Below are 26,366 nucleotides of genomic sequence, written 5' to 3'. Positions count from 1 at the left end.
CGAGCGGGTGAGGCCCGTTTCTTCTCCCCGCCGGGGAGAAGGTCGCGGCAGCGGGATGAGGGGGCGAGGGTAGAGATATGCGGAGAGGTTATCCCGCATCCGACTCTTCGAGCCACCTTCTCCCCGGACGGGGAGAAGAAATAAGCGGATCCGTGGCACCTAGCGCTTCAGAAGAAGCAAGCCCCGTCCAAACCTGATCAGGTGTTGAAGCGGAAGTGGATGACGTCGCCGTCCTGAACGACATATTCCTTGCCTTCGTCGCGCCCCTTGCCGGCTTCCTTGGCGCCCACTTCGCCCTTATAGGCGATGTAGTCGTCAAAGCCGATGGTGAAGGCGCGAATGAAGCCGCGTTCGAAATCGGTGTGGATGACGCCGGCGGCGGCGGGGGCTTTGGTGCCGCGCACGATCGTCCAGGCGCGCGTTTCCTTCGGGCCAACGGTGAAATAGGTGATGAGGTCGAGCAGGTGATAGCCGGCGCGGATCAACCGGTCGAGGCCGGCCTCGTTAAGACCGAGCGCCGAGAGGAATTCCTCGGCTTCATCAGCCGGAAGCTGTGCAACTTCGGCCTCGATCGCCGCCGAGATGATCACGCATTCGGCGCCCTGCTGTTTTGCCATCGCTGCGACGGCCTCGGTGTGCTCGTTGCCGGAGGATGCGTCGGCTTCCGAGACGTTGCAGACATAAAGGACCGGGTGCGAAGTCAGAAGGTTGAGGCCCTTGAGGATTTCGATCTCCTCGGCTGCCAGCGTCTTCAAAAGCAGGCGTGCCGGCTTTCCGTCGTTGAGCAGCGTGATGACGGCTTCCATGACGGGCAGCTGGGCGAGGGATTCCTTGTCCTTGCTGCTGGCGCGTTTGCGGGTCTGCTCGACGCGGCGTTCCAGGCTTTCGAGGTCGGCGAGCATCAGCTCGGTCTCGATTGTTTCGGCATCGCCGACCGGGTTGATGCGGCCTTCCACATGGGTGATATCGTCGTCTTCAAAGCAACGCAGCACGTGCACGACGGCATCGACTTCGCGGATATTGGCGAGGAACTTGTTGCCGAGGCCTTCACCCTTCGATGCGCCACGCACCAGACCGGCAATGTCCACGAAGGAGATGCGGGTCGGAATGATTTCCTTCGAACCGGCGATGGCGGCAAGCTGCTGCATGCGCGGGTCCGGCACCGCAACCTCGCCAGTATTCGGCTCGATGGTGCAGAAAGGATAGTTGGCGGCCTGTGCGGCGGCCGTTTTCGTCAGCGCGTTGAAGAGGGTGGACTTGCCGACATTCGGCAGCCCGACGATACCGCATTTGAAGCCCATGGCTTGAAACCTGTCCGTTTGAAAGAATTCGTTGAGGAGCCTTTTGCGGAAAGGGCAGGGCAAGGTCAAGCCCGCGGGCCGATTTGGGCTGGCAAAGCCCTGCGAAAGGTACCGATTTCCGGGCAGGCTTGCCGATAGCGCGGTTGCGGCGCAATATAAGCGGGTCCAAAGCGCGATCTTTCGCCATTCAGCGGGATTTTCCTCCTGAACCACGATGATGAACCATCATGACGAGCGACAATCATGAGTGATAGTCCTGTCGACCTCAAACCGAAACCGAAAGTCAAACCGAAGCTGGAGCGGCCGAAGCTCTACAAGGTCATGCTGCTGAATGATGACTATACGCCGCGCGAATTTGTCACCGTGGTGCTGAAGGCCGTCTTTCGCATGAGCGAGGAGACCGGCCACCGGGTGATGATGACTGCGCATCGCTTCGGTAGCGCGGTGGTTGTCGTTTGTGAGCGCGACATCGCTGAGACCAAGGCCAAGGAGGCGACCGATCTCGGCAAGGAGGCCGGTTTTCCCTTGATGTTCACCACCGAGCCGGAAGAGTGAGCGTATTTTGTTTCACGCATTTTCCGGACGTAAAACCGCTACGCGCTTTTACTGGAAACTCTTGCTCCGGATCTGAAAGCCGGTCTTGTTCTGCACAAAACCGCAGCTTTCATAAAAGGCATGAACCGCGGGGTCGTCGCGGCCCGTCAGTAGCATGACCTTGTAACAGTTTGCGGCAAAAGCGGCCTCGATGGCATGGCGCACGACCATGCGGCCATATCCCCGGCCGCGCAGCGCTTCCAGCGTCACGACATTTTCGATGAGAGCATAGGGGCGGGCGGCGCGCGTCAGGTTTGGAACAACCAGAAGCGTGGCGGTCGCAACCGGTTTTCCGTCATGCGTTGCCAAAAACACGGTCAGGCCGGGTTGCTCAAGCATGGCGGCGAAGGGCGCGCCAGCCTCCTGCACCGTCAACGCGGGGTCGGATGGATTGAGCGCCTGGTAAAGTTCAAGCAGGCCAGACAGATCGCCGGGACCGGCTTTGCGCAGGGCAATTGTCTCTGAAGGCATTCGAGTTAGTCTTTCTTGCCGAACATTCGCTTCAGCATTTCTGCCATCGGCCCGGTTTCCGGCAGTTTTTTCGGCTGAGCGCTGTTGCGCGCCTGATGGATGTGGGACTGCCCGGCGGGTTTGGCCGCCTTCACCGGTTTTTCGGCCTCCGGCTTGCTGCCTGTGGCCAGCGCCAGCTTGTTCATCAGCTGCGAATCTTCGCCCTTCACCAGCATGGCGGCGTTGTCGGCAATGGCGTCCAGCAGCGGATCGAGCCAGACCCGGTCGGCCTTGGCGAAATCGCCGAGTACGTGGCCGTGCACCCGCTCCTTGTCGCCGGGGTGGCCAATGCCGAGGCGCAGGCGGCGGTATTCCTTGCCACAATGGGCATCGAGCGATTTCAGGCCATTATGGCCGCCATGACCGCCGCCCGTCTTGATGCGCGTGCGGCCGGCGAGAAGATCGAGTTCGTCATGGATGGCGATGATGTCGCCGGGCGAGAGCTTGAAGAAGCGCATGGCCTCGCCGACGGATTCGCCGGAAAGGTTCATATAGGTCAGCGGTTTCATCAGCAGAACCTTCTCGCCGGCGATTTCACCTTCGGAAATCTCCGCCTTGAACTTTCGCGCCCAGGGCGAAAAGGAGGGCAGGCGCTGCAGCGCGTCGACGGCCATGAAACCGATATTGTGGCGGTTGCCCGCATATTGTGCGCCGGGATTACCAAGTCCTGCGATGATCTTCATGGGGGCATGTCCGCGTTTTACCTGATGATGCTGTTGTCACCACCCCGAAATGCGCCGACTGTCAATCTTTTTATGGATGTGCGGGATGCCGCTCAGGGGCTGACGAGGTTGTAGCGGTCGAATATGCGCTGTTGGGTTCCGTCAGCGATCAGCCCGTCCAGCCGAGCCTGCAATTTTGCGATGAGCGCGTCGGGAACGCTCTTGTTGCAGGCAAGGCCCAGTTGTTGTCGCGTCAGGGTAATCACTTCCCTGAACGTGTCGGCCGGCAGAGTTTTGAAGGTGCTTTCCGACATGGGCATCAGGTCGATGCGCCCTGCTTTCAGCTTGTGAAGGGTGATCTGGAAATCTGCACCGACATCCACCAGCGGGAAGCCGAGCGTTTCCAGAAGCGCTTCGGTATAGTCGCCGCGCTGGGTGCCGATGCGGTATTTCTTTGCGTCCTGAAGGCTGGAGACATTGATATCCGCCTTGCGGCGCGCCACGAGAATGTTGCGATCGGTGTGGATCGGTGAGACCCATTTGAAGAGTTTTTCCCGCTCCGGCGTTCGCGCCGTGGCGAAGACGCAATGCATTGTCTGTGTCGCGGCGAGCGCAATTGCCCGCGCCCAGGGCATGACAGCGACTTCGTAGCTGGTGCCGGTTTCCTCCAGCATGATTTTCAGCTGGTCGAAATAGACGCCCTGCACGCTGCCATCGGCGGCCTGCAGATTATACGGAGGATAGACTTCGGTCGTCAGGAAAAGCTTGGCCGCGCTGGCCGGCCATGGGGCAAACAGGAATGCGAAAGCAAGAAAGATCAGACAAATGCGGATCAATCCCATGGCTCTTTCCACCGCCTCACGCTTGCCGTGCCGCAGCGCGGCCAATATCGGACATTGCGTCCAGTGTGGTGATCAGTCTTTCGACGGGCTGTGGCCTTGCGAAGAAATAGCCCTGTCCGTAATCGGCGCCTATTTCCGTCAGAAGTTCCTTCTGCTCTTCCGTCTCGACGCCCTCGGCGATGACGGTGCAGTTCATCTTGTGCGAGATGGCGGCTATGCCTTCGACCAGCATGCGGTTGCGCTGCCTGATTTCCACTGCGTCGTCGCAGATGGAGCGGGTGAAGGACTGGTCGATCTTGACGATATCGACCGGAAAACGGCTGAGATAGCTGAGTGAGGAATAACCCGTGCCGAAATCATCCAGTGCAATGCGGCAGCCGAGCTGGTGAATGGCGTTGAGGATCGCCCGGATTTGTGGGTCGTCCTTCATGATGACGGCCTCGGTTATCTCGATGACCAGTCGGTTCGGAACAATGCCGTGCCGGTGCAGAACGCCGGCGATCCGCGTCGGCAAGCCCGGTTCGAATTGCAGCGGTGAAAAATTCACGGCCACATAGGTCTGTTCCATGCCCGGCAGGCGCGACAGCCTGGCAAGGTTGGCGATCGACTGATCGAGAATGACATTGCCGATGCGATTGATGGTGCCGTTTTCTTCCGCAAGGCTGATGATGGCGGCCGGCGAGAGCAGACCCTTTTCCGGGTGGTTGAGACGCAGCAAGGCCTCGAAGCCCGCTGTTCCGCCCTTTGCGAGGTCTTGAATCGGTTGGAAATGTGCCTCGAACCAGCCTTCGGAAAGTGCCTGTGCGATATCTCGCTCCAGTTCGGCATGTTCGCGTGCCCGGTCCATGATCGAGGGATCGAAGATCTGCGAGCCGTTCTTGCCCGTTCTTTTGCGGCTATACATGGCCATGTCGGCATTCTGCAGAAGCTCGGAGGCGCTGGTGGCGTGCAGAGGATAGACTGCCATGCCGATGCTGGCGCTGAGGCGGATGCTGTTGCTGCCGATCTCAAAAGGCGTATCCAGTATGGCGCAAATCCGCTCGCAGAACTGCAGGGCGCGCTCTTCCACCGTGTCGCCGGCCAGCAGGATCGCGAATTCATCGCCGCCGAGACGCGAGGCGCTGTCAAGCGGCGTCAGCAGCGGTTCGAGTTTCAGCGTGAATTCACGCAGAACCGCGTCACCCACCGCATGGCCGAGATTGTCGTTAATGGATTTGAACCGGTCCAGATCGATGAACAGGCAGGCCAGTTCGCTGCCGTTCGTGTCCGCTTCACGGATCTGCAGGTCTAGGATCGCCTCGAAACCCTGGCGGTTGAAGAGGCCGGTCAGATGGTCGGAAATGGCCTGCTGGCGGTTGCGTTTTTCCGACTGGCGCAATTCGGTCACGTCAGTCATGACGCACAGGCATGTACTCTGCTGTGCCGCATCGCCGGAATCGAGGGCTTTTTCAAGAATGAGCGCATCCATGACGCTGCCACCCATGCAATGAAAGCGGATGGTGATGCCGACCTGCGAAGCCTCGGGCGACTGTTGCGCCGCTTTGCGTTCCCGGAACAGGGAACGGTCATCCGGGTGGATAAGATCGGCGAAGTTGAGGCCCAGTATCCGGGCGCGGCCATAACCCGTCGCCTGCACCCAATAATCGCTGACGGCGGCAATCCGGTCGTACCTGTCGAGCGAGAACAGCATGGCGGGTGTGCGGTTGTAGATTTCCGTCTTGCGCTCATGGGCGTTCTTGATTTCCAGCTCTTCCTTTTCAAGCTGGGTCTGCATTTCGTTGAAGCTTTTCGCCAGCCGGCCGATCTCATCCTTCGAGCGCCAGTCGACATGATGGCGGGAGCCGAGGCGCCGTGTCGCCTCTATCGCTGCCGCTAGCCGCATCAGCGGGCGGATGACCATGAAGCGGTTGCCGGCAATCGCCGCCAGAACGATGGTGAGGATGGCGAGAACGAAAATGGTGATGAAAGCCATTTCGGTGCGGCTGAGAGAGGTGAGAAGGCTGACATTGTCGTAATAGACTGTCAGTTCGCCAACGGTGACAGTGCCCTTCGTCGTCTTGTAGGTTACCTCGCGCGTGGTTGAGGCAGCATCCTGAATGAAATCGCTACCGGCCGTCTGCACGATATCGAGCTGTCCGGACGTGTCCCTGACCTCGACCATCTTGATCATCGGGTCGGAAACAAGGGTTCCGGTAATCTGGTTTATGGTGTCGTCATCCATATCCCAAAGGGGACGGGCGAGCGCCTGCGAATTTGTCGACAGCAGAATCTCAAGGTGATTGCGCTGGCTACGAATGGCCTCGTTGTAGGAGAGCGTCAGCAAAAGGGTAAAGAGCGGAGCGACCACTGTAAGAAGTGCGCCGGAAACAATCGCGATAAAGCGGCTTTCGACGGAATGAGCCATGTTTGATTGTAGCTACCCTTTGCCCCTGAATTTTTGCGCGCCGTTTTCATCCGTCCGGAGTTTCCACGACAGCGCGAGGGTATCGTTTCATGGAAGTGTTAATCGACGCTAAAACAGGGTGGGCGTCCTGCACGGTCGGCAGGCTTTCTGTTTTTAAAGTTCATAAAAACTAAAAGGCCCGTTCCGAAAACGGAACGGGCCTCAATGCGCAAAGCTATCCGGCCTTGTGGCCGCCGATTATTCTTCGGAAGCTTCTTCGGTCGTTTCGTCTGCAACGCCTGCAGCCGGAGCGACGATCGTTGCGATCGTGAAGTCACGGTCGGCGATAACAGGCGAGATGTTCTTCGGCAGCTTCACATTCGAGATGTGGACGCTGTCGCCGATCTTCAGGCCGGACAGATCAACCGTGATGAATTCCGGAATGTCGTTGGCCGGGCAGTGGAATTCCACCGTGTGGCGAACGATGTTCAGAACGCCGCCGATCTTGATGTCCGACTTTTCTTCGTTTTCGAAGTGAACCGGAACTTCAACGTTGACGAGCGTGTTGCCCGAAACGCGCAGGAAGTCGACATGCATGGTGAAGTCGCGGACCGGATCAAGCTGGTAATCCTTCGGGAGAACCTTGATCTTCTTGCCGTCGACGTCGATGGTCGCAACCGTCGTCATGAAACCGCCAGCGTGGATACGCTTGGTGACTTCGTTGGTCGAGAGTGCGATAGAAACGGGGGCCTGCTTGTCACCATAGATGACAGCGGGAATCAAACCGTTGCGGCGAAGTTCACGAGAGGACCCCTTACCAACTCGTTCGCGCGCCTCGGCCTTGAGCTCATACGATTCTTTGCTCATGGCAATTCCTTTCGAGGTTATATGGAGAGTTCACGCCGACGATGCGGCCTGAACTGGAGAGGCCTTTGGAGCCATCCCGCCCGCGTTGCCTCCAAGGGTGTCTACACGGGTGCGGGCGCTATAATACAAAAGACCCATAAAGACAAGAGCAGCCGGTTTTCACGATCGTCTAGCCAGGATTTTATTAGTTGCAACTAATTCACTCGTTTGTTGCAACTTTTAATATGTGCTTATCCATGCATATAAACTAGCTGAAAACCTGGCAAATGATAAAGCTGCACGGAATTCCAATTGTGTAGATAACAATGCTGACCGTTCTCCAGTGCCTCGCCATCGATCATGACTTCCGATACACCGCCGCAGCGGTTTTCGTGTGCATGTTGGGAAGCTTCGTTACGATACGTCTTTTCTCGAGAGCGCGTCTGGCGAGCGGGCTGCAGAAGGTCAATTGGCTGTTTCTGGCGGGTGTGAATGGTGGGGCTGCGATATGGACCACCCATTTCGTGGCGATGCTGGGTTATTCCGCGGCAGGCGAGGTGGGTTACGATCCCTATCGGACGGGACTTTCGCTCCTTATCGCCATTGCCACCACGACTGCCGGCTTCGGCATTTCCGCCTATGCCGGACGCAGTGCGCTGGTGGAAGCCGGTGGCGTCATCCTGGGTCTTGGCATCGCGGCGATGCATTACACCGGCATGGCCGCTTATAATGTACAGGGCGTGATTTTCTGGAACCAGGCTTATGTCATCGCCTCGCTGGTGCTGGGGGCGGTGCTGGGCGGGATTGCGGTCAACAGAGTGGCGCGGCCGCTCAACCGGTTCTGCCAATATAGTGCGGTGACGTTTCTGATCCTCGCCATCGCCTCGATGCATTATACCGGCATGGCCTCGATGTCCTTCGCGTTTGATCCTCGCGTCGTCATTCCCGAGAACCTGCTGCCGCCGGCCATCATGGGCGGAGGTGCCATCGCGGTCACGCTTCTGCTGCTGGCGCTCGGTCTTTCCACCTATGTCATCGATGCCCAGTCCACCCAGCAGGCGGTTGCCCGTTATCGTCATCTTTCGCTGCACGATCCGCTGACGGGCATTCCCAATCGCGCGGCCTTCATCGAACATCTCAACCGCCGCACGCGCCATATCTCCCTCGGCGCGCATACCGCACTTCTGTCCATCGATCTCGACCGTTTCAAGGAAATCAACGACGTGCATGGTCACGCGGCGGGGGACGCGGTGCTGCGCGCCATCGCCGACCGGGCGAGTTCCGTGCTGAAGGCCGGGGAGTTTCTGGCGCGCATGGGTGGCGATGAATTCGTGGCGATGACCCATTCCTATTATACCCGTGCCGATGGCGCGGAATTCGCCCAGAGACTGATCGAGCAGATCAGCAAGCCGGTCGAGTGGAACGGGCAGACATTTTCCGTGGGCGCAAGTGTGGGCATATCAGTCCGCAACAGCGGCGCCATCGATGCCGACACGCTGATGGCGCAGGCCGATGTCGCCATGTATCGGGCAAAGGGCGGCATTTCGGAGACGATCTGCTTTTATGACAAATCCATGGACGAGGCCGCCCGCGAACGCAACGCGCTTGCCATCGCCATGCGCAGTGGTCTCGCCAACAAGGAATTCGAACTTTATTACCAGCAGCAGAACGATACCAAAAGCGGCAGCATCGTCGGTTTCGAGGCGCTTTTGCGCTGGAAGCACCCTGAACGGGGCATGGTGTCTCCCGCTGAGTTCATTCCGATTGCCGAACAGACCGGCTTTATCGTCGAACTCGGTGAATGGGTTCTCCGCGAAGCCTGCGCGCAGGCCGCGCTCTGGAAGAAATCGCTTTCCATCGCCGTGAACGTCGCGCCGCAGCAGCTCGCTGACAATGATTTCCCCGAAAAGGTCGAGAGGATCATTCTGGAGACCGGACTTGCGCCGGAAAGGCTCGAACTGGAAATCACCGAAGGCAGCATCATCGCCGACCACCGCCACGCGCTGGTCACGATCCGCAAGCTCAAGTCGCTCGGCGTCAAGATCGCCATGGACGATTACGGTACGGGCTATTCCTCGCTATCGACCCTGCAGAGTTTCCCTTTCGACAAGATCAAGATCGACCGCGCTTTCATCGATGGCCTGTCGACCAACGTGCAGTCGGAGGCAATCGTCCGCTCAACGCTCATTCTGGCGCACAGCCTCAATATACCGGTGCTGGCGGAAGGGGTGGAGACCAAGGCCCATATCGAATTCCTGCGCCGTGAAGGCTGCCTGCAGGTGCAGGGCTTCTTTTTCGGCAAGCCCGGTCCGCTGAACTCCATCGCCAATCTCGTCGATGACACGTTTCTTTCCGTTGAGGAGGAAACCAACGCGGGTGACGGCCGGCGTTACTTCAAGGCGGCTCGATAGGCTGGCCGCAGCCCGCGGTTGCGCCCGGCCATGCCGGTCGCGAAGTTTTTAGTTGAAACATGAACGCTTCCAGCGCACCATCGCCGAAAAGCTTTGGGAGGAGCGTATGCCGACCGACATCGCCCATGCAGAACGCGTGTATGAAACAGCGCGCCACCGTTCCGCAGCCGCAAGTTCTCCGATTGTTGCTTCATGGCGTCGCTGCATGGTCAAGCATCGTCTTGCGCCGGAGGAAAACCGCAAGCCGATCTTTCTCAGCGAATTCGAATTTCGCCGCGCCCGCGAAAGTGCTGCCGGCCTGATCGCCGAAAGCACCGACGAACTCGACCGCATCTTTCACAGTGTCGGCAAATCCGGCTGCTGCCTACTTTTGACCGATGCGCAGGGCGTTGCGCTGGAACGGCGGGGTGCTGCCGGCGACGACCGGGACTTCCGCGCGCTCGGCCTCTGGTCCGGCGCCGTCTGGAGCGAAGCGAGCGTCGGCACCAACGGCATCGGCACGGCACTTGTCGACGAGCGCTCGGTGGTGGTCTATCGCGACCAGCATTTCTTCACGTCAAATACTGAACTCTGCTGCACCACTGCGCCGATCCGCGATCATACCGGCCGGGTGACGGGTGCGCTCGATATTTCCACCTGCCGCGACGACATCAACGAGATGACTTTCTCCTTCGTCACCCAGGCGGTGAGGGATGCGGCGCAGCGCATCGAGGGCAATCTTTTCCGCCGGGCCTTTCCGGGCGCACGCATCGTCGTGGTGCCGAGCGGTTTCGGTGCGGCGCTTTCGCTGCTTGCGGTGGATCAGGACGATCTCGTGCTTGGTGCGACACGTGCCGCCCGTCTGGCGTTGAAGCTTGACGACCATGCCATTGCGCAGGGTTTGCCCGCTGCCGATATTCTGCAGGAGGAGCGTCATGACAGCGGCTCCGACCTCGCCGAAGCGGAGCGTTCGGCGCTGCGACGGGTTCTGTCGCGCACCAATGGCAATGTCACGCAGGCCGCATCGCTGCTCGGCATCAGCCGCGCCACGCTGCATCGCAAGATGAAGAAGCTTGCCGTGCATTAAGGCTGTTTAAGCCATCCCGCAGCGGGTCTGTCGCAGATGTGAGACAATGTGCGCTGCGGAACCGCGCCGCCCCTCTACCCGACCGTACTATCTAGGCCCACCTTCCTCCCATGCGATCCGTCACGGATCGTTTTCATCAGGGAGGATGAAATCATGAATATTCAGGTTCAGCAGAAAGCCGGCGAAGCGCCCTTCAAGCTGAAATACGGCAACTACATCGGCGGCAAATGGGTGGAGCCGAAATCCGGCCGCTACATGGATAATCTTTCCCCCGTTACTGGCCACAAGATCTGCGAAGTTCCGCGTTCAGATGCATCCGATATTGAATTTGCGCTGGATGCCGCCCACAAGGCCCGCGACAAATGGGGCAAGACGAGCATAACCGAACGCTCCAATATCCTGCTCAAGATCGCCCAGCGCATCGAGGAAAATCTCGACCTCATCGCCCGGGCCGAAACCTGGGACAACGGCAAGCCGCTGCGCGAGACCACCAATGCCGATATTCCGCTGGCCATCGATCATTTCCGTTATTTTGCGGGCTGCATCCGCGCGCAGGAAGGCACGATCGGTCAGATCGACAACGACACCGTCGCCTATCATTTCCATGAACCGCTCGGTGTTGTCGGCCAGATCATTCCGTGGAACTTCCCGATCCTCATGGCGGCGTGGAAGCTTGCACCGGCGCTTGCCGCCGGCAATTGCGTGGTGCTGAAACCGGCGGAACAGACACCTGCCTCCATTCTCGTCGTGATGGAACTGATCGAAGATCTGCTGCCGCCCGGCGTTCTCAACATCGTCAACGGCACGGGCCTCGAAGCCGGCAAGCCGCTGGCGCAAAGCAATCGCATCGCCAAGATCGCCTTTACCGGTTCCACCTCGGTCGGCAAGGAAATCATGCGTTATGCGGCCGATAACGTCACTAACATTACACTGGAACTGGGCGGCAAGTCGCCGAACATCTTCTTTGCCGATGTGATGAACGAGGACGACGCCTTCCTCGACAAGGCGCTCGAAGGTTTCGCCTTCTTCGCGCTCAATCAGGGTGAGGTCTGCACCTGCCCGTCGCGGGCGCTGGTGCATGAATCGATCTATGACCGCTTCATGGAAAAGGCCATCAAGCGCGTTCAGGCCATCAGCCAGGACGATCCGCTCAATCCGTCGACCATGCTGGGCGCACAGGCCTCGCAGGAACAGTTCGACAAGATCATGAGCTATCTGGAAATCGGCAAGAAGGAAGGCGCCAAGGTTCTGACCGGCGGCGACCGCAAGACGCTGACCGGCGATCTGAAGGACGGTTATTACATCCAGCCGACCGTCTTCGAGGGCAACAACAAGATGCGGATTTTCCAGGAGGAAATCTTCGGTCCTGTCGTTTCCGTCACCACCTTCAAGACGGTGGAAGAGGCGCTCGAAATCGCCAATGACACGGTTTACGGATTGGGTGCCGGCGTCTGGAGCCGCGATACCAATATCGCCTATCGCGCCGGTCGCGGCATCGAGGCGGGCCGTGTGTGGACCAATTGCTATCACGTCTATCCGGCGGGTGCGGCATTCGGTGGCTACAAGCAGTCGGGCATCGGTCGCGAGACCCACAAGATGATGCTCGACCACTACCAGCAGACCAAGAACCTGCTCGTTTCCTACAGCCCGAACAAGGTCGGCTTCTTCTGAGCTCCTCCCCGGAAGCCGGCGAGGGTCATCGTGATCTCCCTTCGCCGGCGCGTTCCCAGGGGCTTTGGCCCCTGGGAGCCCGGCACAAATAAAAAGGCCGGAGGTTTTGCCTCCGGCTTTACTGATTACGGGGGCGAAGCCTCCTCCGTCATGCCGGACTAGATCCGGCATCCAGCCACGGCGCGTCTGCGCCGTGAAAGAGTCCCTCGCGATCAAGGACTTGACCGCGCTGGACCCCGGATCAAGTCCGGGGTGACGGTGTGCGGATGATGGATTTTTGTCCTTGGTCTGGGGCCGGAGATAAGATTTCCGGCCTTTTGTTGTTGCTTTACGCCGCGTAGCGCTGATCCCGCTGTTGGGTATGGCCGACGGAGAATTGCCCTACCTGTTCGGTCAGGCCATCCGCCTCGTTGGCCAGCGAGAAGGCCGCTGCCGTGGTTTCCTCCACCATCGCCGCATTCTGCTGCGTCACATGATCGAGTTCGTTGACCGAGGCATTGATCTCGCCAAGGCGGCCGGACTGTTCGCGCGAGGCCGTGGCAATCGCGCCGATCTGGTCGTTGACCGACTGGATGCGTTTCTGGATCTGCTCCAGGCTTTCGCCCGTTTTCAGCACCAGCGCCACGCCGCTTTCCACATCGCCCGCCGAAGTGGCGATCAATGTGGTGATGTCGCGGGCGGCGGCTGCCGATTTCTGGGCGAGTTCGCGAACTTCCTGCGCCACGACAGCAAAGCCCTTTCCGGCTTCACCGGCACGCGCCGCTTCCACGCCGGCATTCAGCGCCAGAAGGTTGGTCTGGAAGGCGATCTGGTCGATGACGTCGATGATCTGGCGGATCTTGGACGACGAGGTTTCGATACGCTCCATGGCGACGATGGCTTCCTTCACGACAGCCGTGGATTTATGGGCGTCCTGCATGGTTTCCGCCGTCGTACCAACTGCGACATCGCAGCGTGAAAGCGAAACATTGACGGCCTGCGTCATGTCGCCCAGTGCCGCTGCCGCTTCTTCAAGGGCGGCCGCCTGACGTTCCGTGCGCCGCGACAGATCTTCCGATGCGCTTTTCAGCTCGCCGGAGCCGGAGCGGATGGCATTGGCGCTTTCGCCGATATTGGCGATTGTCGCTTCCAGCCCCGCCATGGAGTTGTTGAAGTCGATGCGCAGATGATCGAGCGACGGCACGAAGGATTTTTCAATGCGCAGATCGAGCCTGCCGGCTGCAAGATGGGCAAGGCCGGAGGCAAGCGCATCGACGGCCTCTTCCAGTTCCTTGGCGCTTCTTGCTTTTTCCATCTCGCGCTGGGCGCGTTCCTCGTCCAGTTCTTCGCTCTTGCGATGGGACTCGGCTTCCATGTTCTGTTTGTCCAGAATGCCCTGACGGAAGGATTCCAGCGCGCGCGCCATGGTGCCGATCTCGTCGCCACGGGAAACCGCCTTGATCTCGATGTTGTTTTCACCACCGTTCAGGCGCTCCATCAGCCTGGCGAGGCCGGTCAGCGGCTTGGTGAGGCTGGCGGAAACGAAGATGCCGACAAGCGTCATGACGGCAAGCACCGCCAGTGTCGCCAGCGTCGCCCAGAAGGCCAGATCATTGGCGGCAGCGAGAACCTTGCTTTCCTGCTGACCGATGGCCAGAAGATGCTTCTGTCCGAAGACGGAGACGGGGCGATAGGCATAGAAGATGTTGCCCGCAGATGTCTGCGCCATCACCGTTCCAGCTTCGCTGGTGCCGGAGAGGGCCGCGAGGTTTTCCGAAACCGCGGCATCTGCGCCGCCCGAGAGCACGCCTGCCCGGCGCTTGCCCTCCGCCGTCAGAAGAACGGCGTCATCGATGGTCTTGCCGGTTTCCTCCGGCGTGACCACCGCGCCGATGCGGTCGGCTGAAATGCGCATGATGACGGCGCCCTTGCGCTGCAGCTGGCCCCAGTTGGAGACCGCGAGCGGCATGCCGACCATGGCCGAATCATTCGCGCCGCCGGTAAATCCGGTCGTGCTGACGACACCGTCCTTGCCGGCTTCAACGCGATCGAACAATTCCTTGATCGCGCTGTTCTCGGGGTCCTTGACACTGGTCAGGAAGTTCTTGCCCTTGGTGACGGAATAGATAATCAGCCCGGTCTTGTCGATCACATAGATATCGCTGACCCGGGTGTTGCGCCAGACGCTGGCGATGGTCGCGTTGATCGTCGCGTGGCGAATGGCATAGAGCAACCGCAATCCTTCGCCGTTGAAGGAGGCGCGCTCTTCCTCGGAGACACCTTCGCGACGGAAAGCCTGGATGATCGCATCCTTTTCCGTCGGCACGACATTGGTCATGGTTTCCAGCGCCTGGGCGATCGCGGCATTTTGCGACAGTTCGGAAATGCTTTGTTCAACCCGCAGCGTATAGGCGTCCAGCTGCTTGGACTGATTTCCTGCAACCGTCTCCAGCCTTATTTTGCTGGCGTCGATCAAGCCCGACTTACCCATCTCATAGGACAGCAGCCCCACGGACAGGCAGGAAACCAGCGTCGCACCGGTGACGAGCGCCGCAAATTTGGCCTTGATTGACAATGATTTAGCTCTGACAGCAGTCGGATTTGCACCCGGCATCTGTTTCCTCCCCCAAAAAAACGTTGCCGCAGCGTCGCAACAATTGTTTACGGCCACGTTAAAGGGCTGAAATTTGTATGATTATTTCCCGCATACCGCGAAAAAATCGCCGACCTGTTCAGGCGTCGTACCCGTTATAAAACTGCAACAGAACGGGCGCATACCGTGCGAAGTTCAACGGTCGTTCATGTTCATGCAAGCTTTTCGAGCTCCATCTCCTGCCACTATCGATGATGTTTGCGCCACCCGCGCAGACGGATGTGACGGAGCCACTTTGCGATCGACGCCGGATTTCGCCGTTATCGTGCCCATGCACAATGAAGAAGCGAGTGTGGAAACGCTCGTGGCGGAGATCGTGGCTGCCTGCCAGCCGGTCGGCCAATTCGAGATCGTCGTGGTGGATGACGCTTCCTCCGACCGCACGGCGGATACCGTTCTTGCGCTCGGCGATCGTTATCCCATGCTGCGGCTGGTGCGGCACAACCGCCAGGGCGGGCAATCGGCGGCGATCCATAGCGGTGTGCAGGCGGCGCGTGCGCCTGTCATCTGCATGCTTGATGGCGACGGCCAGAACCCGCCGGATAATCTGCCGGCGCTTCTCGCGCCGCTTCTTGCCGCCAATGCCGCCGGCCGCCTAGGGCTGGTGGCCGGCCAGCGCGTCGGCCGGCGCGATACGCTTGGAAAACGGCTTTCCTCACGCTTTGCCAATGGGCTTCGGGCGCGGATATTGAAGGACGGAACGCGCGATACCGGTTGCGGCCTCAAGGCCTTCCGCCGCGATGCCTATCTCGCCTTGCCCTATTTCGACCACCACCACCGCTATTTCCCGGCGCTGTTTAACCGCGACGGCTGGCAGGTCGCCCATGTCGATGTGACGCACCGGGCGCGGCAGCATGGCAATTCCCATTACACCAATATCGGCCGCGCGCTCGTCGGCATTCACGATCTGATCGGCGTCGCCTGGCTGTTGCGCCGGCGCAAGCGGGCAAGCTGGGCCGAAACTTTCAAAACGGAGACATCGCCGTGAATACACCGGCCATATGGTCCATGCTGCATGTGAACAGCTGGAAGGAATTTCTCTGGGTCATGACCGGCTTCATGGGCCAGATGCTGTTCACCATGCGTTTTCTGGTTCAGTGGATTTCGTCGGAACGGGCCAACCGTTCGGTCATCCCGGTGGCCTTCTGGTATTTTTCCGTTCTCGGCGGCCTTGTGCTGTTGTCCTATGCGGTTTGGCGTCGCGACCCGGTCTTCATCATCGGACAGGCGTCCGGCCTGTTCATCTATGCCCGAAATCTGTGGTTGATCCATGCAGAACGCCGCCAGCATGCATGACGGGGCAGCGGCTTTGCCCTATGCGCAGGCGAGCCAGCAGCGCCAGTGGATGACGCTGGCGCTTGCGGCCATCGTTTTGGTGACGGTGCTGCGCGTCCTCGGTCTTGCCTTCAATCGGACCGATCTGTTCGTCGACGAGGCGCAATATTGGCTGTGGGGTCGGGAGATGGCTCTCGGTGCCTATTCCAAACCGCCGTTGATCGGCTGGCTCATTCGTGCATTCAGCATTCTGGGCGGTGGCGAAGGTACTTTTCAGGTGCGACTGGCCGCACCGGTGGTGCATGGCATCGCGGCGGCGGCCATTCTTGTTCTTGGACGGATGATCTACGATGTGAGGCTTGCTTCGCTCGCCGCCGTCGTCTATCTGACGCTGCCCGCCGTGACGCTCGGCAGCCTGCTGATTTCGACCGATACGCCGATGATGCTGTTCATCGTGCTGTCGATGATCTGCGTGCGCAAGCTGGCGCAAGCCCGCATTGAGGGCAGGGCGGCGGTGGGCTGGAGCCTTGCGCTCGGTCTCTGTTTCGGCCTCGGCCTGATGTCGAAATATGCGATGATCTATTTTCTGCCCTGCTTCATCGCGGCTGGCTGGCTTTGCGAGGCATGGCGCATCCGGCTGCGGGACGCAGGCATTGCCGCGCTTGTCTGCGTCGCTGTCATCGCTCCCAATCTGTGGTGGAATGTGGCACATGATTTCATGACCGCGCGCCATACGGCCGACAATGCCAACTGGAACGGCATTCAGCTGAAAATCGGTCCGGCGCTTGAGTTTTTCTTCTCGCAGGCGGGTGTCGTCGGGCCGTTCGTCTTCGTCGCCATGATCGTCGCGACCTTCCGGGCAAAGAGTGCCGAAACCAGGGCGCTGGTCGCCCTCTCTGTGCCGATCGTGCTGTTGATCACGGCGCAGGGTTTGATGTCGAGAGCGCTCGCCAACTGGGCTGTCGGGGCCTATGCGGCGGGGGTGCTTCTGGCGGTGCCGGTGCTGGCATCCCGGCGCTGGCTGACGGTCTCCACCCTCGTGCTCGGTGGCATCGTCGCCGTCGCGCTGCCCGTCATGACGATTGCCGGGACCGAACTGCGCCTGCCAAGCGGCGAGCTGGCGATGAAGCGTTATCTCGGTCGGTCGGAATTGGTGTCCACCGGTTTTACGCGGGCGAAAGAGGCGGGGGCGGATGCCATCGTCGCTTCCGATCGCTCCATATTGGCCGAGCTTTTTTATCAGCTGCGGGATGAAAAACAGGTTCTGACACGCGCATTGCCGGAAACCGGCGTGCCGTCCAGCCACTATGCGCTTCTTTATCCGCTGAAAGCCGGTGAGGCCAAAAATCCCATGTTCCTGGCAAGCATGGATGGCCTGCCGGCCTGCCTTGCCGGTGAGGCGCCGGTTGCGCGCTGGACTGCCGGGCCGGGCTTCCTCGAAGGCAGGGAAATCGGGCTGTGGCGCCTGCTGCCGCAGTGCATTCCGGGAGGCGCCAATGGACAATGACCTTTCGCATATGCGGATCACGATCTGGGTAATGTTCGTTACCCTGGCGCTTGTCATCCTGTTTGCGACCTTCCCATCCATCGATCTTGGGTTCTCTTCGCTGTTCTTCTCTCCCGAGGGAAATTTGTGGTCTGGCCGCGAGCCGCTGCCTGAGTGGTTTCGCGACACATTGCGCGAGCTGACGGAGCTCGCCACCATTCTGGCCTTCATCGTCCTTATCGGCAACACCCGGCTTGGCTCCCTGCAGCGCACCGGCTGGCGGGTCTGGGCTTTCCTCTGCGGCCCGGTGGTTCTGTGCGCCGGGCTTCTGGTGAACGGCGTGCTGAAGGCCAATATTGGTCGCGCCCGGCCTTTCAGCGTCAGCGATTTCGGCGGGCAACAGCTATTTACGCCGCCTTTCCAGTTCAGCACGCAGTGTTTTTCCAACTGTTCGTTTTCCTCGGGGGAAACGGCGCTGATCGCTAGTTTTTTCCTGCCGCTCTGCGCACTCGTCTGGCCCCGTCTGCAATGGCGCGGTCGTGTTGCGATGGGCAGCTTCGCCGCCGGCGCGGTTATCCTCATGTCCGGTCTTCGTATCGCGGCCGGTGGGCATTTCCTCAGCGATGTGGTGATGTCTGTGCTGTTTTCAGCCCTGACGACGCTGTTTCTTTACCGGGCGCTGGCAATTGGTCACCATCGACATCTGTTTACGAGCGATGCCGTCACGGCCGATACCGTCAGCCTGTGGCGCAATGGCAGCCATGCGGTGCGTGTGAGGGCCCGGCGCTGGTGGCCGAAAATCAAGGCTGCCGCCACACGCCTGCAGCGTCCGCCGGATGCGGGTGCGGCATCGCCTTGAGTGATGCAGAATGATTCTTGCGGTTGCGCTTTAACGCGTCAATGGTTTCCGTGAGGCGAAAGGCAGCGACCTTTAGTCGAGAACACGTGCTGCAGGGCGGCTTGTGTTCCCAACAATATAAATCGTGCGATTTTTTGCTTGAAACGCGCATGCGTTCAGCGAACGCTCGGATGCGAGGTTTTCAAACCCTCGGTCATCCTCGGGCTTGACCCGAGGATCCATAACTCGTCGAAATCAAAGGATCCTCGGGTCAAGCCCGAGGATGACTGAGCGCGAGGAGAGGACGGCAGCGTCAGTCGAACAGGCCGGACACCGACTGTTCCTGCGCGGTGCGGTTGATCGCTTCGCCGAGCAGGCCCGCCGTGCTGATGACGCGGATATTATGCGCGGATTGCACGCCGGTGGTGGGCTGGATACTGTCGGTGATGACGAGTTCGCGCAGCTTCGAGGAGGCCACGCGGGCAACTGCGCCGCCGGAAAGCACGCCGTGGGTAATATAGGCGGTGACGCTGGTGGCGCCCTTCTTCAACAGCGCTTCGGCCGCATTGCAAAGCGTGCCGCCGGAATCGATGATGTCGTCGATCAGGATGCAATCTTTGCCGGAAACATCACCGATAACGTTCATGACTTCGGATTCACCCGGACGGTCGCGGCGTTTGTCAACGATGGCCAGCAAACAGTCCAGACGCTTCGACAGGGCGCGGGCGCGCACCACGCCGCCGACGTCGGGTGAAACGACCATGACGTTGTTGGTGTCGTAATGTTCCTTGATATCGCGGGCCAGAATGGGGGCTGCGAAAAGGTTGTCGGTCGGGATATCGAAAAAGCCCTGGATCTGGCCGGCATGAAGATCGAGCGTCAAGACGCGGTCGGCGCCGGCTTCGGTGATCAGGTTGGCGACGAGCTTGGCGGAAATCGGTGTGCGGGGGCCGGCCTTGCGATCCTGGCGGGCATAACCGAAATACGGAAGCACCGCGGTGATGCGCTTTGCCGAGGAGCGGCGCATGGCATCGATCATGATGAGCAGTTCCATCAGATGATCATTTGCCGGAAACGATGTGGACTGAACGACGAAAACGTCCTCGCCACGTACGTTTTCACTGATTTCTACGAATATTTCCTGATCAGCAAACCGCTTTACGGTGGCATTTCCGAGAGGAACGTTGAGATACTTGCAGATCGCTTCGGCAAGGTGCCGGTTCGAATTGCCTGCGAAAACCTTCATTGCGGCCGCCTGTTTCCATGCCATCGCCTTGCGCTACGGAAGTCCGTCTGCCGTAACCAAGCGTCGTTCAAGGGGAGGAACATCCGGCCGAAAAGCCTTTGCCGGACACGCCTTGTTGCCATGCGCGCCTTAATAGCGCTGTTGCTTCCGATTGCAAGAGGACTCAGCGCTTTCGCAATGATTTTCATGAAATCTCTGTGACTTCTCCCGCCGTTTCACCTCATCCTCTTTGAGACTGCTTCCATGATGAATAGTCATTGAGCGTTTTTGCGGCGATATCCTGCATCACCCTGTCGGTCACGGCGGCCCATGGATCGCTGCCCTTTGCAGCCACCGTCTCCTGTCCCTGAAGACGGTGAAGCCGTACACCATTGGCATCCAGAACGTCCCAGACGTAAATGACATTGACCTTGCCGCCATCGGCGAAGGCGGAGAAATATCCTTTCAGGATGTTCTCTGCCGAATTGTCGTTGGAGGCGCGGATGGTCAGTCCCTTGGCCCGTGCTTCGGCACCCAGTTGCCGCGAGAGCGGCGTGACGGCCTGAACGGGCGCGCCGATGATCGGCAGGAAACGGATGGTATTGCCGGAACCCGCCGGAGCAAGCGAGGCTGTCTGTTGCGAAGGTGGTGGCTGGCCACCTGCAGGCGATGCTGCGGATGACGGGGCCTGGCCAAGCGGCTCACCATACTGATTGCCGCTCGAAAGCGCCTGTGCCTGCGCCTGCAAGGAATTCTGCGGCGCATAGGCCGGCACGGACGATGCGGTTGCCGAAGCGCCTGCCGGCGCGCGGTCGGCGGCGGCGGCCATCTGGTCGAGATCGCCCTGGGTTACCGGCGTCGATTGTGTAGCGTTGTGGCCGACGTCCACCTGCGGGGTCAGCGCCTCTGTGGTGTTGCAGCCCGAGAGGGCCAAAACCAGCGCCGGAACGGCAAGAGCTGGAAAGACAAAGGCTGGGAGAGGGGGGACGAACCCCGTCCGGCTCATGTGACGTTTTCTCTCATGTTCCGCTCCTTCTTGCCCAAGGTGCGGCAATGTAAGGGCGGTTTTCCCGCTCTGTCAAACCCGGTGGTGATTTAAGCTGTGAGAAGATCGAGGCTATGGCGTGAGAGCGGCTCGGGAGCGCCGTCGGTGGTCAGATAGGTCTGGCCGAGCGTCATGGCGGTGCCGGCATCGGAGTCCATCACGATCATATGCACGAACAACGTCATGTCGCTGGTAATCTCCTGCGGATTGCCGGCATGGAACATCTGATGCTCCATCCAGGAAGGGGAGAAGCGCGCTCCCAGCGAGTAACCGCAGGAGTTCAGACGGTGGCGGGTGAGCCCGCGCTCGTCCATGACGCGGGCATGCACGTCGAAGACATCGCCGAAGGTCTTGCCCGGCCGCAATACGTCCTCAATGGCGGTGAGGTTTTGCAGGCAGGCGCTGTAAAGCTCCTTCTGGCGGAAGTCCTGTTCGCCGATTACCACCGTGCGCATCATCGCGGCATGGTAATGGGCGCTGACGCCGGCCCATTCCAGCGTCAGCTGGTCCTTGGTGTCGAGCCTGCGGCGGCCGGATTTGTAACGGCACAGCAGCGCATCCGCGCCGGAGCCGATGATGAATTCATTGGCGGGATAATCGCCGCCGCCCGCCAGAACCGCGCCCTGCATCGCTGCAAGAATTGCGGCTTCGTCCGCGCCGGCCTTGATGAGCGGCAGAGCGGCGTCGAGGGCGTCGTCGGCCAGTTGGCCGGCCTTGCGGGCATAAGCAATCTCGGCCGGGCTTTTGACGAGCCTGAGCGTGCTGACGAGGTATGAGGCGTCAACCATCTGGCCAAAGCTGGCAAGCTGGTTGTCCAGCAGCCGGGCAACACGGCCGGTCATGCCGTGGGTATCGTATTCCACGCCAATCTTTGCGCCGAGCAGGTCGAGGTCACTCAGGAGATTTTTAAGATCGAGCGTCGGGTCGGCATTGGGCCGGTCGACCCAGATGAGGATATTTTCGATGATCGAGGTATTGCGCGCCTGGCGCAGGTCGGCCGAGCGGGTCAGCAACGTCATCGAGCCGTCGGACTTGACCACCAGCGTCTGGAAGAAGCAGTAGCCGAAGGTGTCGTAACCGGTCAGCCAATACATGCTTTCCTGCGCGAAAAGCAGCAGGGCATCCAGCTTCTCTTCCGCCATTTTCGCCATCAGCCGTTCGCGGCGGGCATCGAATTCCGAAAGCTCGAAGTGCAGGGCCATGTCAGTCCTCCAGAATTGCGATTGCGGAAATCTGCCGGCCGTAATCGGGTTCGGCGCGGTGGGTCGTGCGGCGATAGGAATAAAAACGTTCTTCGTCAGGATAGGTGCAGAGGCCGAGATTTTCCGCCCTGACGCCGGCTTTGGTCAGGCGGTCGATGGTAAACCGCTTGAGGTCGAAGAGCGCGTGGCCCTGTTTCTCGGCTGCGGTGAAATAATCCGCGTAAGCCGGATCGATATCGGTGAAGCGTGCCACATATTCCGGCCCGACCTCGTAATTGCTCTGGCTGATGGAGGGGCCGAGTGAGGCGACGATACGCTCGCGGCTGGCACCCAGTTTTGTCATGGTCTCGATGGTGTTTTCGAGAACGCCGAACAATGCACCCTTCCAGCCGGCATGGGCGGCGCCCACGACGCCGGCTTCGGCATCGGCAAACAGGATCGGGCCGCAATCGGCGCTCAAGACGCCGAGCACGAAACCCGGTGTCGCCGTCACCATCGCATCGGCCTGCGGGCGGTTGCCGTCATAGCTTTCATCGACCACGAGAACATCGGGGGAATGGACCTGATGCACGGTGGCAAGGCGTTCAGCCGAAAGGCCGAACCATTGCGCCACGCGCCGCCGGTTTTCCTGCACAAGTTCCGGCTCGTCATGCGAGCCGAGACCGACATTGAGACCCTGATAAAGCCCCGAGGAGACGCCGCCCTGCCGGGTGAAGAAGCCGTGGCGAACACGGTTTTCACCAGAGGCGGCGAGCAGGGGGCTCTGGATGGGGAGCGGCAGCGTTTCGTTCTGCATGGTGCGGGAGTTCCTTGGAGAATATCGCTGTTGGCCGGTGGGGTGCGTTAAGCGAGATGTTTCCTGTTGCTGCGGCGTTGCGCGGCGTGTGTGATGCAGTGTGCCTGCTTCGTGTGTCGCGGCGATGTTGGCCCAGAGGTTATTGCGCTGTCAATCCACCGCACGAAACGGCATGAGATGAAGCGCGGGACTTGAAACGGCGACGACCTTGAAAAGTTCCCCCATCTTGCCGGCCCCTTCGCCGGCAAGGCGGTTGACCGCTTCGGCAATCGCCAGCGTCTGATCGGGTGTAGCCTTGGCGGCAAGGGCTGCTGCCCGCTCCTTGAGGCCGAGGCCATAAAGAAAGTCTCCCTGTCTCAGGGTGCCGTTGACATGCACGCCGGTCGCTTCGGCCGTTCTGACGAGGCTTTCGAAATCGACATGGCTCGTCAGGTCGGCCTCGCCCGGATGTGCTAGCGGCGGATCGAATGCATGGTTGCGCATGGCCTGCAGGGTGTCGCCAAACCCGGCGACCAGATGGCCGTAATCGATGGCAAGCGCCGTGCCGCCATGGGCCGACAGGCGCTGGCAGATGGCCGTCATCACGGCTTCGCGGGCAGGTGAAACTTCGAATATGGTACCAAGCGGCTGTCGTTCAGGCTGCGGCGGCAAGAGGGCCGGGTCGATGCTGGCAAGGCCGGTCGAGAAGACAAGCTCGTCATTTGCATCGAGACTGACAACCCGTTCGCGAAAACCCTGAGGCGTCTTGACGAATTGCCGTATGGGGATGGCGTCGAAAAGTTCGTTGGCGACGAGGAGCAGGAAACCTTCCGGCACCACGTCGAAACTTTCATGCCATGCCAGCCGGTCGGCATGGTCGGCAAGCGTTTCCTTCTGGATTGTGGAAAGGCGGGGGCTGGTTTCCACCAGATGCACCCGCATCGTCTCGTAAAGCGGCGGCGCGATGCGGCGGATGACGCGCAGCATGTCCGACATCATGGTGCCGCGGCCGGCGCCGATCTCCACCAGCTGGGTTTGCGCCGGTCCGCCGTGCCGCTGCCAGGCATGGACAACGAAAACGCCGAGCATTTCGCCGAATAGCTGGCTGACCTCAGGGGCGGTGATGAAATCACCCGAGCGGCCGAAGGGTTCACGGCTCTTGTAATAACCGTGTTCGGGATCAGCGAGGCAAAGCGAGAAATAATCGGTGACGCTGAGCGGACCGTTGAGCCGGATAAGGGATTTGATGCGTTGCGCAAGCGGTGTCGTCATGGCAGGCCATACCGCTTAGGCTATTTTTGCCGCGCGGCGTGCGCGCAGGACCGCCCAGAGGCCGAGAAGGAACATGGGTGTGGAAAGCACCATGCCCATGGTCAGCCAGTTACCGGCGAGATAACCAATCTGGGCATCCGGCTCGCGGAAGAATTCCACGAAGATGCGTGACAGCGCGTAACCGCAGACGAAGATGCCGGTGACGACGCCGGGCGTTTTCAGCGCCCTGAAGGCATAGATGGCAATGGCGAGAATGATGACGAGCACGAGGCCTTCCAGGCCGGCTTCATAAAGCTGGCTCGGGTGCCGCGCGAACGGGCCGCCGGTCGGGAACACGACTGCCCACGGAACATCGGCGATGCGCCCCCACAATTCACCATTGATGAAATTGGCGATGCGGCCGAACAGCAGGCCGATGGGTGCCACGGCCGCAATGACGTCGAACATGCTCCAGACCGGGATGCCGTTCTTGCGGGCAAAGAGGATCATGGCGACGGTGGTGCCGATCAGGCCACCATGGAACGACATGCCGCCGTTCCATATTTCCAGCGCTCTGATCGGGTTGGCGGCAACGGCGCCGAGATCATAAAACAGGATGTAGCCGATGCGGCCGCCGAGCACGATGCCGCCAGCTGCCCACAGGATGAAATCATCAAGGTGCTGCGCCGAGATCGGCGACGTCTCGTTTGGCCACAGGCGATCCGTGCGGGCGAGGCGACGGGCATAAAACCAGCCGAGCATGATGCCGGCGACATAGGCAATGCCATACCAGTGGATCGCCAGAGGCCCGATGGAGAGCGCAATCGGATCAATATTGGGAAAGGGCATGATGGCAAGTTGAGTGGGAGCGGCTAACAATCCGTATATTCCGTCATCGTTGCTGGGCGGACAACAGAATGATCCATTGCCTCGAGGGGCCGGGCGATGATGCTCACCGGTCTCCCTGACGCCAAGGAAAATGGCGATTGCCGAGGCGGCGGTCAAGGTGATTTTTCGTGAGCGGATTGCGATGTCGGACGCTGCAGCGAAAGGCTGCATTTTTCGATTTCGCTTGCAAGGCGGCTGTCGAGCACCTACCTGAAAGGCATCAACAGCAGGGAATGGAACGCTCCCTGAACCGACGAAGGAACAGCGCCATGAGCACGACAGGCACCAACCGTATTCTGGATGAATTCGCCAAGCTGATGACCGATGCGGCCGGCGCGGCGCAGGGCGTGCGCAAGGAAGCGGAAGCCGCCCTTCATGCACAGGCCGATCGCTGGCTTAACAGTCTTGATGTGGTCAAGCGCGAGGAATTCGACGCGGTGCGTGAAATGGCCATCAAGGCGCGTGATGAAAACGATGCGCTGCGCGCGCGCATCGAGGCTCTGGAAGCAAAACTTTCGGCCACTAACGACTGATTCTTTAGCGCTTTTTCCTGATGGGTCCCGGATCGCCTGCGATTCCGGGACTTTTTGTTTGCGGGCCATGCAACCCGAAATAATCTCCGGTTGCCGAAACCAGCCTCTGGCGCGATTTTTTTGGTGCCTGTGGACACTTCCAAAAAACGCAATCGCCAGAGTCGCTTATGTATCTCGCCTGAGGTGATGGGGGAGAAGATATCCACTGTTCAAAAAGCAAAAATGGCGGACGAGGGGTGGCAGCAGGACTCGGCCATTATACACTGATTTTAAATGATGATTCGAAACGACCTGGTAAGCTCCGGACAGGGTGAATGCGTAATTCTGTTGGTGTCGGGCAATCGTCTCAAATGTTGAATCCGGTTTGTGTGTGCGTTTTGTGCCCGGCGTTCAAAACAGAACATCCATACCGGCTGAGAAGGTGCCGCATGAGCCTGATAGAATTTGAAATTGAGCGTCAGTCCAATCCCGTGGACATGATCGAGATTGTCGCTGCCTCGAATGACTGGTCGTTCGAGCGTTCCGGCGAAGACGAGATCGCCATGACGGTGGCTGGTCACTGGGCCGACTATCACGTTTCCTTTGCCTGGATGGAGGATTTCGAAGCGCTGCATCTGGCTTGCGCCTTCGACATCAAGGTGCCCGACCACCGCGTCAACGAAGTCATTTGCCTGCTTTCGCAGGTCAACGGCCAGGTGTTGATGGGTCATTTCGATCTGTGGCGGCAGGAAGACGTGGTGATTTTCCGCCAGTCCCTGCTTCTGGCTGGTGGTGCCGAACCGAACAACCAGCAGGTGGAAGTGCTGCTTTCCAGCGCGCTTGAGGCCTGCGAACAATATTATCAGGCATTCCAGTTCGTCGTCTGGTCGGGGCTGGATGCGAAAAGTGCAATCGAAGCGGTCATGTTCGAGACCGTCGGAGAAGCGTGAA

The 26,366-nt window shown here is 59.8% G+C and carries 23 protein-coding genes; 10 read left to right on the top strand and 13 right to left on the bottom strand.

All coding sequences use genetic code 11. The features are described 5' to 3' along the window. Positions 1 to 197: 197 nt before the first annotated feature. The gene (gene ychF, locus PL640_RS13145; protein ID WP_271362232.1) at positions 198 to 1,301 is read right to left on the bottom strand and encodes a redox-regulated ATPase YchF; all 1,104 of its coding nucleotides are present in this window, start codon (positions 1,299 to 1,301) and stop codon (positions 198 to 200) included. A 243-nt stretch (positions 1,302 to 1,544) separates the two neighbouring features. Here ychF and clpS point away from each other — a divergent pair, with 243 nt between their 5' ends. Further along, the gene (gene clpS, locus PL640_RS13140; RefSeq protein WP_046797956.1) at positions 1,545 to 1,856 is read left to right on the top strand and encodes an ATP-dependent Clp protease adapter ClpS; all 312 of its coding nucleotides are present in this window, start codon (positions 1,545 to 1,547) and stop codon (positions 1,854 to 1,856) included. Between the two features lie 48 nt (positions 1,857 to 1,904). Here clpS and PL640_RS13135 read toward each other — a convergent pair whose 3' ends face one another. The 5 genes from PL640_RS13135 to PL640_RS13115 all read right to left on the bottom strand — a co-directional run bounded on the left by PL640_RS13135 (position 1,905) and on the right by PL640_RS13115 (position 7,159). Beyond that, positions 1,905 to 2,366 (bottom strand): GNAT family N-acetyltransferase, encoded by a 462-nt coding sequence (locus tag PL640_RS13135; RefSeq protein WP_271362231.1) that lies wholly within the window; start codon positions 2,364 to 2,366, stop codon positions 1,905 to 1,907. Between the two features lie 5 nt (positions 2,367 to 2,371). After that, on the bottom strand, positions 2,372 to 3,088 hold the full coding sequence (gene pth, locus PL640_RS13130) for an aminoacyl-tRNA hydrolase (protein ID WP_142840372.1): 717 nt from the start codon (positions 3,086 to 3,088) through the stop codon (positions 2,372 to 2,374). Between the two features lie 92 nt (positions 3,089 to 3,180). After that, positions 3,181 to 3,909: a substrate-binding periplasmic protein gene (locus tag PL640_RS13125; protein ID WP_271362230.1), complete on the bottom strand. Its 729-nt coding sequence runs from the start codon at positions 3,907 to 3,909 to the stop codon at positions 3,181 to 3,183. A gap of 16 nt (positions 3,910 to 3,925) precedes the next feature. Beyond that, positions 3,926 to 6,313, bottom strand: coding sequence for a bifunctional diguanylate cyclase/phosphodiesterase (locus PL640_RS13120; protein WP_271362229.1), 2,388 nt, complete (start codon positions 6,311 to 6,313; stop codon positions 3,926 to 3,928). A gap of 237 nt (positions 6,314 to 6,550) precedes the next feature. Then, positions 6,551 to 7,159 carry a 50S ribosomal protein L25/general stress protein Ctc gene (locus tag PL640_RS13115; RefSeq protein ID WP_269702103.1) on the bottom strand — a complete coding sequence of 203 codons (609 nt, stop codon included), beginning with the start codon at positions 7,157 to 7,159 and terminating at the stop codon, positions 6,551 to 6,553. 305 nt (positions 7,160 to 7,464) lie between these two features. Here PL640_RS13115 and PL640_RS13110 point away from each other — a divergent pair, with 305 nt between their 5' ends. The 3 genes from PL640_RS13110 to adh all read left to right on the top strand — a co-directional run bounded on the left by PL640_RS13110 (position 7,465) and on the right by adh (position 12,286). Beyond that, positions 7,465 to 9,549: a putative bifunctional diguanylate cyclase/phosphodiesterase gene (locus tag PL640_RS13110; protein ID WP_271362228.1), complete on the top strand. Its 2,085-nt coding sequence runs from the start codon at positions 7,465 to 7,467 to the stop codon at positions 9,547 to 9,549. Positions 9,550 to 9,655: 106 nt separating this feature from the next. Beyond that, on the top strand, positions 9,656 to 10,615 hold the full coding sequence (locus PL640_RS13105) for a helix-turn-helix domain-containing protein (protein ID WP_142840683.1): 960 nt from the start codon (positions 9,656 to 9,658) through the stop codon (positions 10,613 to 10,615). A gap of 153 nt (positions 10,616 to 10,768) precedes the next feature. Further along, on the top strand, positions 10,769 to 12,286 hold the full coding sequence (gene adh / locus PL640_RS13100) for an aldehyde dehydrogenase (protein ID WP_269702107.1): 1,518 nt from the start codon (positions 10,769 to 10,771) through the stop codon (positions 12,284 to 12,286). Between the two features lie 328 nt (positions 12,287 to 12,614). On the opposite strand, the gene PL640_RS13095 is transcribed toward adh, so the two are convergent. Beyond that, positions 12,615 to 14,879 (bottom strand): methyl-accepting chemotaxis protein, encoded by a 2,265-nt coding sequence (locus tag PL640_RS13095; RefSeq protein ID WP_309578114.1) that lies wholly within the window; start codon positions 14,877 to 14,879, stop codon positions 12,615 to 12,617. Between the two features lie 187 nt (positions 14,880 to 15,066). Between PL640_RS13095 and PL640_RS13090 the strand changes: the two genes are divergently transcribed. Genes PL640_RS13090 through PL640_RS13075 form a run of 4 tightly spaced genes read left to right on the top strand, consistent with a single transcriptional unit; the run spans position 15,067 to position 18,538 of the window. Continuing rightward, a complete protein-coding gene (locus tag PL640_RS13090; protein WP_142840365.1) occupies positions 15,067 to 15,906 on the top strand; it encodes a glycosyltransferase family 2 protein in 840 nt (279 codons plus the stop codon). A gap of 20 nt (positions 15,907 to 15,926) precedes the next feature. Then, positions 15,927 to 16,214, top strand: coding sequence for a lipid-A-disaccharide synthase N-terminal domain-containing protein (locus PL640_RS13085; protein ID WP_142840682.1), 288 nt, complete (start codon positions 15,927 to 15,929; stop codon positions 16,212 to 16,214). Then, positions 16,189 to 17,700 (top strand): ArnT family glycosyltransferase, encoded by a 1,512-nt coding sequence (locus PL640_RS13080; protein ID WP_271362226.1) that lies wholly within the window; start codon positions 16,189 to 16,191, stop codon positions 17,698 to 17,700. Before PL640_RS13085 ends, PL640_RS13080 begins: the two co-directional genes overlap by 26 nt. Further along, complete coding sequence (locus PL640_RS13075; protein WP_271362225.1) at positions 17,690 to 18,538, top strand: phosphatase PAP2 family protein; 849 nt, start codon at positions 17,690 to 17,692, stop codon at positions 18,536 to 18,538. The genes PL640_RS13080 and PL640_RS13075 overlap by 11 nt, the downstream gene beginning before the upstream one ends. 292 nt (positions 18,539 to 18,830) lie before the next feature. Here PL640_RS13075 and PL640_RS13070 read toward each other — a convergent pair whose 3' ends face one another. From PL640_RS13070 to lgt, 6 genes are all read right to left on the bottom strand, one after another. Continuing rightward, positions 18,831 to 19,763 carry a ribose-phosphate pyrophosphokinase gene (locus PL640_RS13070; protein WP_046798416.1) on the bottom strand — a complete coding sequence of 311 codons (933 nt, stop codon included), beginning with the start codon at positions 19,761 to 19,763 and terminating at the stop codon, positions 18,831 to 18,833. 220 nt (positions 19,764 to 19,983) lie between these two features. Continuing rightward, complete coding sequence (locus PL640_RS13065) at positions 19,984 to 20,748, bottom strand: hypothetical protein (RefSeq protein WP_271362224.1); 765 nt, start codon at positions 20,746 to 20,748, stop codon at positions 19,984 to 19,986. 89 nt (positions 20,749 to 20,837) lie between these two features. Then, entirely contained in the window at positions 20,838 to 21,989 is a 1,152-nt protein-coding gene (locus tag PL640_RS13060; protein WP_142840361.1) for a M24 family metallopeptidase, read from the bottom strand. Between the two features lies 1 nt (position 21,990). Then, positions 21,991 to 22,785, bottom strand: coding sequence for a peptidoglycan editing factor PgeF (gene pgeF / locus PL640_RS13055; protein WP_142840360.1), 795 nt, complete (start codon positions 22,783 to 22,785; stop codon positions 21,991 to 21,993). Between the two features lie 150 nt (positions 22,786 to 22,935). Then, positions 22,936 to 24,036 (bottom strand): class I SAM-dependent methyltransferase, encoded by a 1,101-nt coding sequence (locus PL640_RS13050; protein WP_271362223.1) that lies wholly within the window; start codon positions 24,034 to 24,036, stop codon positions 22,936 to 22,938. 15 nt (positions 24,037 to 24,051) lie between these two features. Continuing rightward, on the bottom strand, positions 24,052 to 24,864 hold the full coding sequence (gene lgt, locus PL640_RS13045) for a prolipoprotein diacylglyceryl transferase (RefSeq protein WP_271362420.1): 813 nt from the start codon (positions 24,862 to 24,864) through the stop codon (positions 24,052 to 24,054). Between the two features lie 308 nt (positions 24,865 to 25,172). Here lgt and PL640_RS13040 point away from each other — a divergent pair, with 308 nt between their 5' ends. After that, entirely contained in the window at positions 25,173 to 25,436 is a 264-nt protein-coding gene (locus tag PL640_RS13040) for an accessory factor UbiK family protein (protein ID WP_046797974.1), read from the top strand. A 428-nt stretch (positions 25,437 to 25,864) separates the two neighbouring features. Further along, positions 25,865 to 26,365: a YbjN domain-containing protein gene (locus PL640_RS13035; RefSeq protein ID WP_142840357.1), complete on the top strand. Its 501-nt coding sequence runs from the start codon at positions 25,865 to 25,867 to the stop codon at positions 26,363 to 26,365. The last annotated feature ends 1 nt before the right edge of the window (position 26,366 follow it).

Origin of the sequence: Agrobacterium sp. ST15.16.024, from assembly GCF_027956545.1 — a bacterium.
GTDB classification, from domain to species: domain Bacteria; phylum Pseudomonadota; class Alphaproteobacteria; order Rhizobiales; family Rhizobiaceae; genus Agrobacterium; species Agrobacterium cucumeris.
This window is presented reverse-complemented; position numbering and strand designations above follow the sequence as displayed.

What these genes read in the sequence shown, in the direction of transcription:
- ychF (WP_271362232.1), bottom strand. Translation starts at nt 1,301, where the DNA reads ATGGGCTTCAAATGCGGTATCGTCGGGCTGCCGAATGTCGGCAAGTCC.
- clpS (WP_046797956.1), top strand. Translation starts at nt 1,545, where the DNA reads ATGAGTGATAGTCCTGTCGACCTCAAACCGAAACCGAAAGTCAAACCG.
- PL640_RS13135 (WP_271362231.1), bottom strand. Translation starts at nt 2,366, where the DNA reads ATGCCTTCAGAGACAATTGCCCTGCGCAAAGCCGGTCCCGGCGATCTG.
- pth (WP_142840372.1), bottom strand. Translation starts at nt 3,088, where the DNA reads ATGAAGATCATCGCAGGACTTGGTAATCCCGGCGCACAATATGCGGGC.
- PL640_RS13125 (WP_271362230.1), bottom strand. Translation starts at nt 3,909, where the DNA reads ATGGGATTGATCCGCATTTGTCTGATCTTTCTTGCTTTCGCATTCCTG.
- PL640_RS13120 (WP_271362229.1), bottom strand. Translation starts at nt 6,313, where the DNA reads ATGGCTCATTCCGTCGAAAGCCGCTTTATCGCGATTGTTTCCGGCGCA.
- PL640_RS13115 (WP_269702103.1), bottom strand. Translation starts at nt 7,159, where the DNA reads ATGAGCAAAGAATCGTATGAGCTCAAGGCCGAGGCGCGCGAACGAGTT.
- PL640_RS13110 (WP_271362228.1), top strand. Translation starts at nt 7,465, where the DNA reads ATGCTGACCGTTCTCCAGTGCCTCGCCATCGATCATGACTTCCGATAC.
- PL640_RS13105 (WP_142840683.1), top strand. Translation starts at nt 9,656, where the DNA reads ATGCCGACCGACATCGCCCATGCAGAACGCGTGTATGAAACAGCGCGC.
- adh (WP_269702107.1), top strand. Translation starts at nt 10,769, where the DNA reads ATGAATATTCAGGTTCAGCAGAAAGCCGGCGAAGCGCCCTTCAAGCTG.
- PL640_RS13095 (WP_309578114.1), bottom strand. Translation starts at nt 14,879, where the DNA reads ATGCCGGGTGCAAATCCGACTGCTGTCAGAGCTAAATCATTGTCAATC.
- PL640_RS13090 (WP_142840365.1), top strand. Translation starts at nt 15,067, where the DNA reads ATGTTCATGCAAGCTTTTCGAGCTCCATCTCCTGCCACTATCGATGAT.
- PL640_RS13085 (WP_142840682.1), top strand. Translation starts at nt 15,927, where the DNA reads ATGCTGCATGTGAACAGCTGGAAGGAATTTCTCTGGGTCATGACCGGC.
- PL640_RS13080 (WP_271362226.1), top strand. Translation starts at nt 16,189, where the DNA reads ATGCAGAACGCCGCCAGCATGCATGACGGGGCAGCGGCTTTGCCCTAT.
- PL640_RS13075 (WP_271362225.1), top strand. Translation starts at nt 17,690, where the DNA reads ATGGACAATGACCTTTCGCATATGCGGATCACGATCTGGGTAATGTTC.
- PL640_RS13070 (WP_046798416.1), bottom strand. Translation starts at nt 19,763, where the DNA reads ATGAAGGTTTTCGCAGGCAATTCGAACCGGCACCTTGCCGAAGCGATC.
- PL640_RS13065 (WP_271362224.1), bottom strand. Translation starts at nt 20,748, where the DNA reads ATGAGCCGGACGGGGTTCGTCCCCCCTCTCCCAGCCTTTGTCTTTCCA.
- PL640_RS13060 (WP_142840361.1), bottom strand. Translation starts at nt 21,989, where the DNA reads ATGGCCCTGCACTTCGAGCTTTCGGAATTCGATGCCCGCCGCGAACGG.
- pgeF (WP_142840360.1), bottom strand. Translation starts at nt 22,785, where the DNA reads ATGCAGAACGAAACGCTGCCGCTCCCCATCCAGAGCCCCCTGCTCGCC.
- PL640_RS13050 (WP_271362223.1), bottom strand. Translation starts at nt 24,036, where the DNA reads ATGACGACACCGCTTGCGCAACGCATCAAATCCCTTATCCGGCTCAAC.
- lgt (WP_271362420.1), bottom strand. Translation starts at nt 24,864, where the DNA reads ATGCCCTTTCCCAATATTGATCCGATTGCGCTCTCCATCGGGCCTCTG.
- PL640_RS13040 (WP_046797974.1), top strand. Translation starts at nt 25,173, where the DNA reads ATGAGCACGACAGGCACCAACCGTATTCTGGATGAATTCGCCAAGCTG.
- PL640_RS13035 (WP_142840357.1), top strand. Translation starts at nt 25,865, where the DNA reads ATGAGCCTGATAGAATTTGAAATTGAGCGTCAGTCCAATCCCGTGGAC.